This window comes from Halococcus morrhuae DSM 1307 (assembly GCF_000336695.1).
Lineage (GTDB): Archaea > Halobacteriota > Halobacteria > Halobacteriales > Halococcaceae > Halococcus > Halococcus morrhuae.
The window spans coordinates 78,763-89,356 of the sequence record NZ_AOMC01000046.1 but is presented as its reverse complement, the minus strand read 5'-3'; the positions used below and the strand labels follow the sequence as shown (position 1 = coordinate 89,356).

General features: G+C 65.4%; 10 protein-coding genes (1 of these 10 cut by a window edge). 7 read left to right on the top strand and 3 right to left on the bottom strand.

All coding sequences use genetic code 11. From position 1 onward, the window contains the following. From C448_RS16510 to C448_RS02920, 6 genes are all read left to right on the top strand, one after another. Nucleotides 1–23, top strand: the 3' portion of a protein-coding gene (locus C448_RS16510; protein WP_004051810.1) for a DNA polymerase II large subunit. 430 nt of this gene lie to the left of the window's left edge; 23 of the gene's 453 nt are visible here — the last part of the coding sequence; the start codon falls outside the window, past its left edge; its stop codon occupies nt 21–23. Next, nucleotides 14–4,432: a DNA polymerase II large subunit gene (polC, locus tag C448_RS02940; protein WP_204365461.1), complete on the top strand. Its 4,419-nt coding sequence runs from the start codon at nt 14–16 to the stop codon at nt 4,430–4,432. The genes C448_RS16510 and polC overlap by 10 nt, the downstream gene beginning before the upstream one ends. 87 nt (nt 4,433–4,519) lie before the next feature. Beyond that, entirely contained in the window at nt 4,520–4,978 is a 459-nt protein-coding gene (locus C448_RS02935; RefSeq protein WP_004051808.1) for a GAF domain-containing protein, read from the top strand. After that, nucleotides 4,965–5,165, top strand: a complete 201-nt coding sequence (locus C448_RS02930) for a helix-turn-helix domain-containing protein (RefSeq protein ID WP_004051807.1) — start codon at nt 4,965–4,967, stop codon at nt 5,163–5,165. The genes C448_RS02935 and C448_RS02930 overlap by 14 nt, the downstream gene beginning before the upstream one ends. Nucleotides 5,166–5,222: 57 nt before the next feature. Beyond that, nucleotides 5,223–5,516 carry a DUF7130 family rubredoxin-like protein gene (locus tag C448_RS02925; protein WP_004051806.1) on the top strand — a complete coding sequence of 98 codons (294 nt, stop codon included), beginning with the start codon at nt 5,223–5,225 and terminating at the stop codon, nt 5,514–5,516. Between the two features lies 1 nt (nt 5,517). After that, a complete protein-coding gene (locus C448_RS02920) occupies nt 5,518–6,399 on the top strand; it encodes a ketopantoate reductase family protein (protein WP_004051805.1) in 882 nt (293 codons plus the stop codon). 17 nt (nt 6,400–6,416) lie between these two features. Here the strand turns inward: C448_RS02920 and C448_RS02915 are convergent, their stop codons facing one another. Continuing rightward, nucleotides 6,417–7,883: a sulfatase-like hydrolase/transferase gene (locus C448_RS02915; RefSeq protein WP_004051804.1), complete on the bottom strand. Its 1,467-nt coding sequence runs from the start codon at nt 7,881–7,883 to the stop codon at nt 6,417–6,419. A gap of 115 nt (nt 7,884–7,998) precedes the next feature. Between C448_RS02915 and C448_RS02910 the strand changes: the two genes are divergently transcribed. Beyond that, a complete protein-coding gene (locus C448_RS02910) occupies nt 7,999–9,711 on the top strand; it encodes a cation:proton antiporter (protein WP_004051803.1) in 1,713 nt (570 codons plus the stop codon). Between the two features lie 95 nt (nt 9,712–9,806). Here the strand turns inward: C448_RS02910 and C448_RS02905 are convergent, their stop codons facing one another. After that, nucleotides 9,807–10,172 (bottom strand): NifU family protein, encoded by a 366-nt coding sequence (locus C448_RS02905; protein ID WP_004051802.1) that lies wholly within the window; start codon nt 10,170–10,172, stop codon nt 9,807–9,809. A gap of 25 nt (nt 10,173–10,197) precedes the next feature. Then, nucleotides 10,198–10,533, bottom strand: coding sequence for a DUF5783 family protein (locus C448_RS02900; protein ID WP_004051801.1), 336 nt, complete (start codon nt 10,531–10,533; stop codon nt 10,198–10,200). Nucleotides 10,534–10,594: the final 61 nt, after the last annotated feature.

The following is a 10,594-nucleotide window of genomic DNA, read 5'->3' as shown; positions in this document are numbered from 1 at the left end:
CGCGCCATCAGAGATGTGTATAAGAGACAGGTATTCGCAAAAGGACGCCGAGACGAAGTTCATCGCCCGCCACTCGCCCGTGATGCTCGACGGTGAGGCCACCGGTCAGGAGGAGGTCTCTGGCTTTCGCGATCTCGAACGGGTGGGGACGAACAGCGCGAGAGGGGGGATGTGTCTCGTACTCGGCGAGGGGATCGCCCAGAAGGCACCGAAGATCGAGCGCTACACCAGCGAACTCGACGAGGTCGACTGGCCGTGGCTCGACGACCTGATCGCGGGGACGATCGACGGTGCCGACGAGGAAGCCGACGAACCGGACGACGAGGACGCATCGGACGAATCGGCCGAGGAAGCGATCGAGGAGACAGACGACGAGCCGGCGGGACCGCTCCGGCCCGACCCCTCCGAGAAGTTCCTCCGGGACCTCATCGCCGGCCGGCCGGTCTTCGGCCATCCGAGCGAGGCCGGCGGGTTTCGCCTGCGTTACGGCCGTGCGCGGAATCACGGCTTCGCGACTGCGGGCGTCCATCCGGCGACGATGCATCTCGTCGACGACTTCCTCGCGACCGGCACGCAGCTCAAGACCGAGCGACCCGGGAAGGCCGCCGGCGTCGTTCCCGTCGATTCGATCGAGGGGCCCACGGTCAGGCTGGCGAACGGCGACGTCCGGCGTATCGACGACCCGGCGGAGGCGCTCGAACTCCGCAACGGGGTGGAGGCAATCATCGATCTCGGCGAATATCTCGTCAACTACGGTGAGTTCGTCGAGAACAACCACCCTCTGGCACCGGCTTCCTACACCTACGACTGGTGGATCCAGGAGTTCGAAGCCACTGCCGCGGACGTGCGCGCGCTCGCCGACTCGACGCGCGTCGATCTCGAACATCCCACGCCCGCGGAGGCGATCGAGTGGGCCGTCGAGTACGACGCGCCGCTGCATCCCGACTACACCTACTGCTGGCACGATATCTCCGTCGAGGCGTTCGCGACGCTCCGCGAGGCGGTCGCGGCCGGCGAGTTCGTCGACGGGCGACTGGCGCTCGAACCCCGTCCCGCGGTCCGCGAGGCGCTCGAAGCACTCCTCATTCCCCACTCACAGGCCGGCGACGCGCTCAGGATCGCCAACCCGATGCCGTTCGTTCGCTCGCTCGGGTTCGACGAATCGCTCGACGACGCGACGAACGGACTCTCCGAGGCGGCACGCGAGTGGCCCAATGCGATGGAAGCGGTCCGCGAGGTCGCGCCCTTCGCCCTCCGTGAGCGCGCGCCGACGCGCATCGGCGGGCGGATGGGCAGGCCGGAGAAATCGGAGACGCGCGAACTCTCGCCGGCCGTCCACACGCTCTTTCCGATCGGCGAGGCCGGCGGCAACCAGCGCGACATGAGCAAGGCCACCGAGTACGTCCACGACGAGGGCGGCGAGCGCGGCGTCGTCCCCGTCGAGATCGGTCGTCGGGAATGCGTCGACTGCGGCGAGCGGAGCTACGAGACGCGCTGTCCGGACTGTGGCGCGCCGACCGAACCGCGCTACGAGTGTCCCGACTGCGAGATCGCGGTCGAACCCGACGAATCCGGACAGGTGGAGTGTCCCCGGTGTGGCAGCGAGGCGTGGCCGACCGAATGGCAATCGGTGAATCTCCGTGAGGAGTATCAGGGCGCGCTGGACGCGGTCGGCGAGCGCGAGAGTGCATTCGACATCATGAAGGGTGTGAAGGGGCTGACTTCGGAGCTGAAAACCCCCGAACCGATGGAGAAAGGCGTTCTCCGAGCGAAACACGGCGTCTCGACGTTCAAGGATGGCACCGTTCGCTACGACATGACCGACCTGCCCGTGACGAGCGTGAGACCGGCGGAACTCGACGTCTCGGTCGAGCAGTTCCGCGAGCTCGGCTACCACGAGGACATGAACGGCGACCCGCTACGTCACGACGATCAGCTCGTCGAGCTCAAGGTCCAGGACGTCGTGCTCTCGAACGGCGCGGCCGAGCATATGCTCAAGACGGCCGACTTCGTCGACGACCTGCTCGAAAGTTACTACGGACTGGAGTCGTTCTACGAACTCGACGATCGCGACGACCTGGTGGGAGAACTCGTCTTCGGAATGGCCCCGCACACCTCGGCGGCGGTCGTCGGCCGCGTGATCGGCTTCACGAGCGCCGCCGTCGGCTACGCACACCCGTATTTCCATGCGTCGAAGAGAAGGAACTGCTTCCACCCCGAGACGAAGCTCTGGGTCGAGGACGAGGGAGACTGGCGACACGAACGGATCTCCTCGTTGGTCGAAGAATCGCTCGATGATCCCCGTGAGGACGACTTCGGCACGCTCGTGGAGGAGCTCGACGGCGAGGTTCGTGTTCCCTCGATCGACGACGATGGGAAGCGGGTTCGAAAACCGATCGAAGCGGTTTCGAAGCATACCGCACCCGACCACCTTATCGAGATCGAGACGCGGAGCGGATGCGAACTGACCGTGACGCCGGACCATTCGATGGTGCGATGGGACGGGGGCATCGAGGATATCGAGGCGCATGAGCTCGAAATCGGAGATACGATTCCATCGCCGAAACGGATCGACTACGATGGCGAAGCAGCGAGTGTCGATCTGCTCGACGCGTTCCTCGATATCGATGCGGTGCCGAACGACGAACTGGTGATACGAGGTATTGGCTCCGAGGACCTCAAGTCCCTGTTCGATGACGCGACCGAAGCGGAAGGCCACGTCAAACCCGTTGCGGAAGCGCTCGATTGCAGCGATTCGACCGTCTATAACTGGATCGGCCGCGACAGTGTTCCAGTATCCGTCTTGGTCGCACTTCTCGACGATACGGCATTGCTCGATCGTCTGCCGGAGGATGTCTCGCTCTCGGTGAAGCGCGACAAAACCGCTGTCGCGCGAACACTCGAAATCGACGAAGGGTTCGCGACACTGCTCGGCTACTACGCGGCCGAGGGTTTCACACGTCGAGAAGCGGGGAATTTCTATCAAACAACGATCTGTACGCCGGATGACGCCGCACGCCGGGATGTCATCGACGCTTTCGAGGAGGTACTCGGAGTGGAGGCCTACGAGGAAAGCGAGTGGAAGGTGACGGCATCGAGTCGGCTCGTTGCCACGCTTTTCGCGGACGTCTTCGCCGCCGGAACGCGTGCGGAGACGAAGCGGATCCCCGACTGCATGACGAACGCACCGACCCCACAACTCGGTGCATTTCTCGCAGCGTACTTCAGCGGCGACGGTAGCGTATCGAGCGACCGCATCGAGATCCGTGCGACGACCGTCAGCGACGAGTTGAAGCGCGACCTCGTCGCCGCACTGAAGCGCTTCGGGGTCGCGGCCAAAACCTACGAGGAACGTCGCGTTCCGTCGACGGGTGCCGTTGCCGAGTTCCACGACGGGTCAGTGCCGGAGTATCACTCGTGGACCTGTAAGATAACCTCGGAAAACGTCGTCCGGTTCGCGGAGGAGATCGGGTTCCATCTCGATCGGAAATCACGGACGCTCGCTACCGTGCTCGATACGGTCGACGTCCGCACACAGCGGTTGCTCGGCGACGGCGGCAGCGCGGACGTCTGGCTCGACGAGGTGGTCCGGGTCGATATCATGGAGTCGACGGTCGACCACGTCTACTCACTCACCGTCGCGGAGACGAACAGGCTGGTCGCGAACGATCTCTTCGTCGGCCAGTGCGATGGCGACGAAGATTGCGTGATGCTTTTGCTGGACGGGTTGCTCAACTTCTCGAAGGCCTACCTGCCCGACAAGCGCGGTGGGCGGATGGACGCGCCGCTGGTGATGTCCTCGCGGATCGACCCGGCCGAGATCGACGACGAGGCCCACAACATGGACGTCGTCGAGTCCTACCCGAAGGAGTTCTACGAGGCCACCCTGGAGATGGCCGATCCAGGGAGCGTCGACATCGAGATCGCCGAGGAGAGCGTCGGCACCGAAAGCGAATATTCGGGCTTTCGCCACACCCACGATACATCCAATCTCGCGCTCGGGCCGTCGCTGTCGGCGTACAAAACATTGGGGTCGATGACCGAGAAGATGGACGCCCAGCTCGAGCTCGCCAGGAAGCTCCGCGCGGTCGACGAAACAGACGTCGCCGAGCGCATCATCGAATACCACTTCCTGCCCGATCTCATCGGCAACCTCAGAGCCTTCTCCCGACAGGAAACCCGATGTCTCGACTGCGGGACGAAATATCGCCGGATGCCGCTTACCGGCGAGTGTCGAGAGTGTGGCGGCGACGTGAACCTGACTGTGCACGAGGGGTCGGTGAAGAAATACATCGGCACCGCCACCCGCGTCGCCGAGGAGTACGGTACTCGCGACTACACGAAACAGCGCCTCGAAGTGCTCGAACGCACACTGGAGAGCGTGTTCGAGAACGACAAGAACAAACAGAGCGGGATCGCCGACTTCATGTGAAAACGGTGGTGGCGGAGGAGTGCGTACGGACGTGCGTCGTGAGTTCCGCAGCGTTAACCGGCCGGCGGCGGTAGAGACGGCGAAACGATGAGCGACGAACACACACCCTCGACGATCGAACCGGACCCCGACGAGGAAACGGCGGCAGTCCTTCGGGAGACGGTCGAGGCGTTCGACTGCACGTCGGGGACGCTCCATCGGCGGGACGGCGACGAACTGACGCTCGTCGCGTCGGTCGACATTCCGGAAGCCGTGCTCTCACGAATCGAGAGGATTCCGATCGGCAAGGGGATGGCCGGGTTGGCCGCCGAGCGCGCCGAACCGGTCGACGTCTGCAACCTCCAGACCGACGACTCGGGCGTCGCCGAGGAGGGTGCGCGGGCGACCGGGATGGAGGGATCGCTGGCCGCCCCGATCTTCGGGGCCGACGACAGGGTCGAGGGGACGATCGGGATCGCCAAGCCCGAACGGTACGAGTTTCGGCCCGACGAACGCGAGGAGTTGATGACCGTCGGGCGGCGAATCCTCGATCATGACGACGCATAACCCGCCGCTCGGCGCAGAACTCCGTGCTCGCCGACGGGCGCACGGTCTCAACCCGACGGAGCTGGCGGCCCACCTCGACACGACGGCGACCGCGATCAGAACGTGGGAGGACGGCAGCCAGGAGCCAAGCGACGAGCAGGCGGCCGCGCTCGTGGAGCTGTTCGGCGAGAGCGAGCGCTCCGGGTAGTCGATCGAAGGTGAGTCGGGCGGTGGAATTTATACCGATCGACGACGAACGACCGCCATGAGCCGCGAGTCCACGACAGTCACGGTCGGCACGACCGTCTACACCGAGGAGGGCGAGGAGATCGGTACCGTTCGTGGGTTCGACACGGACGGCTTCTTCGTCACGACCCGCGAGGGCGTCGAATCGCTCTCGGTCGAACACGAGCGGGCGGGCCACGCGCTCGGCGAGGCCGAGCTGATGTGGCGCTGTGGCGAGTGCGGCGAGATGGGGGATCTCAAGGGCGGCATCCCCGACAGCTGTCCCTCGTGCGACGCACCGAAGGAGGAACTGTACTACTGGACCGAAGACTGACGTGGAGATCCTGATTTTCGGTGCGGGGAGTCTCGGCAGCCTCGTCGGCGGGCTCTGTGCACGCGAGCACAGCGTGACGCTGGTCGGGCGCGACCCGCACATTGCGGCGGTCCGCGAATCGGGGCTCGCCGTCGAGGGAGTTGTCGAGTTCACGACCCACCCCGAAGCCAGAACGACGGTCCCCGAGCGGGCCGATCTCGCATTTGTCACCGTGAAATCGTTCGACACGCCCGCTGCCGGGCGCGCGCTCGCCGACTGTAGTCCTTCGATGACCTGCTCGCTCCAGAACGGTCTCGGGAACGAGGAGTCGCTCGCCGCGCAGCTCGACACCGTGCTCGCCGGCACCTGCACCTACGGCGCGCGACGCCCCGCTCCCGGACGGGTCGAGTGTACCGGCATCGGCGAGATCGCGCTCGGCGCGCCCGACGGCGGTCCCTCGGCGGCTGCGGAGCGCGCGGTCGAGGCGCTCCAGTCGGCGGGCATCGACGCCGTACACGACGACGGGATGCCGAAGCGACTCTGGCGAAAGCTCGCCGTCAACGCCGGGATCAATCCGACGACCGCGCTCGCCGGAGTCGAAAACGGCGCGCTCGCCGACGATCCGCTCCACGACGTCGCCAGCGAGGCCGCTCGCGAAGTTGCCCGCGTCGCTCAGGTGCAGGGCGTCGAGCTCGCGGAGAGCGAAGCAGTCGCGGCGCTCGAATCGGTGGTTGAGGCGACCGCGAGAAACACCTCGTCGATGGCGCAGGATGTCGGAGCAGGGACAAAAACCGAGATCGACGCAATCAATGGTGCCGTCGTCGATCGTGCTGATGGTCGAGTGCCGGTGAACCGGACGCTCGCCGCACTCATCCGTGCGCGTGAGCGTGGATATGCCGACTGAACGGGTAATGCTGGTCCTCAGTCGATGTAGCCCAGATCTTCGAGGCGCTGTTTGGCGTCGTCACCCATCTCGGAGAGCACTTCTTCACCCTCAACGCTCCCCCAGTCGTCGCGATTTTGCTCGAACTCGGAGAGGGCACTTTCGAGGTCGGCGATGATCGGGTCCTCGTCGCCGGTGTGATCCGCGAGTTCCTCGGGATCGCTGTCGAGCCGGTAGGCCTCGTCGGCGATGCGCTCGTTGTGGATGTACTTGCCGTCGGGCCGGCGCGCCGCGCGCATCCGCGAGTAGAACCGCGAGTTCTCGTCGAGCTCGATGCCGGCGGCGCTGGCCTTGTTCTCGAGTTGGTTGAGCTCCACGACCGGCCGATGATACTCGACGAAGGCGTTCTCGCCGCCGTCGAACTCGCGGTGGCTCTCCGAGAGCAGCGATCGGTCGCGGTCGAGCGGGAGGCCCTTGCCGCGCGCGTCGGCGTGATCGAGCACCGTGTGGTAGAGGTCCTGGAGTTCGACCTGCTCGTCGCGCCGGCCCGGATCGAGATCGGGATGTTTGACCATGAGCGGGACGTTGACGATCGGATCGTAGACCCCGAATTCGTGGCCGTAGAGGCCGTGTTCGCCGTGGAGTTCGCCGTGGTCGGCACAGACGATCACGAGCGTATCGTCCCACTCGTCGTTCGCGCGCATCCACTCGAACAGCCGGTGGAGCTGGGCGTCGACGTGGTGGATCTCGGCGTCGTAGAGCCCGCGGATCGAGTTCCACTCGGCCTCGCTAATCGTCCGCGCGCCGCTGTTATACTCCTTCGAGTTCTGACAGACCTGTGTGGAGTCCACACCGGGTGCGAACAGCTCCTTGTGCTCCTCGGGTGGGTGGTAGGGGAGATGGGCGTCCATCAGGTTGATGAAAGAGAAGTAGGGCTCGTCGGTCCCGTCGATGAACTCGATGGTGCGGTCGATGACGGCGGGCGTCTTCGAGTCCGCACCCTCGCCGCTCGCGAGGAACTCGTGGATCTCGTTGCCGAGGTTGACGAGCCAGTCGGCGGCCTGTCGGAGTCGCTCGTTGTCGTTCATCGTCTTCCAGACGCGCGCGAGCGGTCCCGAGAGCAGGTCGCCGGGCATCACCTCGAAGAAGTTGTCCTGACTGTCGAACCCGTCGGTGAGATGCGTGTAGGGCGTGATCCAGGCGTTCGAGGAGTAACAGGAGCTCCGGTGATCGGTGAGCGACTGGGCGAGCGTCGGATGGCCTTCGAGATAGGGGTTCTCCTGGGTCGCGTTGTGCTCGCCCGGATAGCGACCGGTGAACATCGAGGCGTGGGAAGGGAGCGTCCACGGGGCCGGAGCGACCGCCTGGTCGTAGACCGCGGCCTCCTCGGCGAACGTTTCGAGTCCGGGCGTCGTCTCGCGCTCGTCGTCGTAGACCGAGAGGTGGTCCTTGCGGACCGTGTCCATGACGACGAACAGGACGTTCCGCGCGGGCGTGTCGCTCATACGTTCCCGTGGCGACCGCGACCCTAAATACGCGCGGTTCGCCCCGCTCGGCAGCCAACCGGTCGTCTCCGCCGCAGGCGAGGCGCTTAACCGATCGTGTCGAATACCCCGCCACATGCTGGCCCAGACGGTCGCGGCGACCGAAGTCAATCTGCTCGTCGTCTTCATGATCGCCGCGGGCGTCGGCGTCTTCGTCGCCAAGATCGGCCGCTTTCCCTACACGATCGCCCTCCTCCTCGCCGGCTTCGGTATCTCGATCATCCAAGCGCTCACCGGCATCCAGCTGTTCGACATCCAGCTCTCGCACGATCTGATCCTGCTGGTGCTCCTGCCGCCGCTGCTGTTCGAGGGCGCGGCGACGACCGACCTCGAATCGTTCCGCAACAACCTCGTGACGATCCTCACCCTCGCGGTTCCCGGCCTGATACTCGCCGTGCTCGTGCTCGGACTCGTCGGCCAGTTCGCCTTCGGCTTTCCACTACTGGTCTCGCTGCTGTTCGCCGCGATGATCCTCCCCACCGATCCGGTGAGCGTGCTCGCGCTGTTCGACGAGCTCGGCGCGCCCGAACGGCTCTCGACGCTCGTCGAGGGCGAGAGCCTGTTGAACGACGGGGTCGGCGTCGTCGTCTTCACGGCGCTGTTGACGCTCGTCCAGGAAGCCAGACGGACCGGTACGCCCGTTTCGGAGCTGCTCACGCTGCAGGAGATCGGCTCGACGGGGTTGGACATCCTCGTGACGAGCTTCGGCGGGATGGTCGTCGGCCTGCTCGCGGGCTACGCGGTCTACCGCGTGATGGTCAATCTCGACGAGCACATGACCGAGATCGTCCTCACGCTGATCCTCACCTACGGGAGTTTCCTGCTGGCCGAACACTACCTCCACGTCTCGGGCGTGATCGCCACCGTCGTCGCGGGACTGTTCATCGGCAACCGTGGCGTCGAGTACGCGATGAGCCCACAGACGAAGCTCTCGATCTTCAACACGCTCGAAACCGCCGCGTTCATCGTCAACACCTTCATCTTCGTCGCCATCGGCGCGACGACGCCGATCCGTCGGCTGGGCGAGTTCGCCGTCCCGATCGCGGTCGCCATCGTGCTCGTCATCCTCGCGCGCGCGGTGGTGGTCTACCCGCTCACCGGGCTCGTCAACCGGTTTGCGAGCACCGAGGTGCCCTTCGACTACCAGCACGTCATGGTCTGGGGCGGGCTCCACGGCTCGATCCCGATCGCGCTCGTGCTCGGGCTCCCGCCGGGCTTCGAGCTCGGCACCCAGCTCCGGGCGATGGTCTTCGGCGTCGCCGCCTTCAGCCTCGTCGTCCAGGGGCTGACGATGCCGCGGCTGCTCAACGGGCTGGGCATCGTCACGCGCTCGGCCGACCAGCAGCTCTACGAACTGCTCAGCGGGCGCGAACGCGCCACCGACGCCGCCCTCGACGCTGCCGACCGCCTCCACAGCCGTGGCGACATCCCGGCTGACGTCTACGAGGACTTCACGACCGAATACGAGGAGGAGCGCGACGACCTCCGCGAGGCCATCTCACAGCTCATGCGCGAGAACCCCGATCTCCGGCGCGAGGAGCTGCTCGTCGGCGAGCGCCGCCTGCTTCAGCGCGAGAAAAGCGCCGTGCAGGACGCGGTCCAGAACGGCGTCATCAGCGGCGACATCGGCGATCGCCTGCTCGAAGAGGTGGATCTGAAACTCGACCGCGTCGACGACGGCCGGAGCACCGTCGACGAGAGCGAGGAGGCCTACGAAGAGTTCTGGCGCACGCAGGCCGCGGAGTTCGGTCTCGATATCGAACCGAAGGGCAAGGGCGCGGACGACTGACGCGGCGCTCGGTGGCGACAGTAGTCACTGAGAGATAGCCGGCCGAAAAACCGTCGATCGTTTCCGGATCCTGCGACCGGAACCCGCGGAGTGGCTTAGAACGGGGCCTCTGGGCCTTCGTCGTCCTCGGTCGTCTCGCCGGGGAACGAGGGGCTCATGCCGCCGCCACCGAAGCCGCCGTCGCCCATGCCACCGCCGCCCATCCCGGTGTTGGCGTGGACCTGGTTGATCTCGGGGATCTCCTTGACCATCCGGCTCTTGATCGCCTGGATCGTCATCGGCGAGATGCCACAGCCCGAGCAGGCACCGCCGAGCGAGACGGTCACTTCGCCCGACTCGCGATCGAGCTCCTGGATCGCCGCGCTGCCGCCGTGCATCTGGATCTGCGGGAAGTTCCGGCGCAGGAAGTTCGAGATCTCCTCGCGCAGGTCGTCATCGCTGCTCTGACTCTCGGTGCTCATGCTCGTCGGTACGCTCGCACGCTTCTTAGACCTTTGGACTCCCGGCATCGAGGTCGAACACGTTCGCCAGCTCGGTTTCGAGCGTCGTGGTGTATTCGGCGAGCACCGCGTCGAACTTCTCCTCGTCGACGACGATGGCCGTGAGCCGATCGTACGGCTCGTCGGGAACGGCGATCCGGAACCCCTCGTCCGCGTCGTAGAACGGTTCGCTCTCGTTGAGCACCTGTTGGTCGACGGCGTGGATCAGTTCCGAGTCGTAGCGCTCGCTCATCGACTCGAAGGCGTTGCGGTAGGCGGTCTGGAGTTCGGGGAAGTAGTTCGCGTACTTGTCCTCGAACTTCTCGGGGCTGAACTCGGTCATGTACCGCGAACGTGCGGCACGGACTAAAGCGGGCCGGTGGAGATCGGGTTCCGAAACTGGT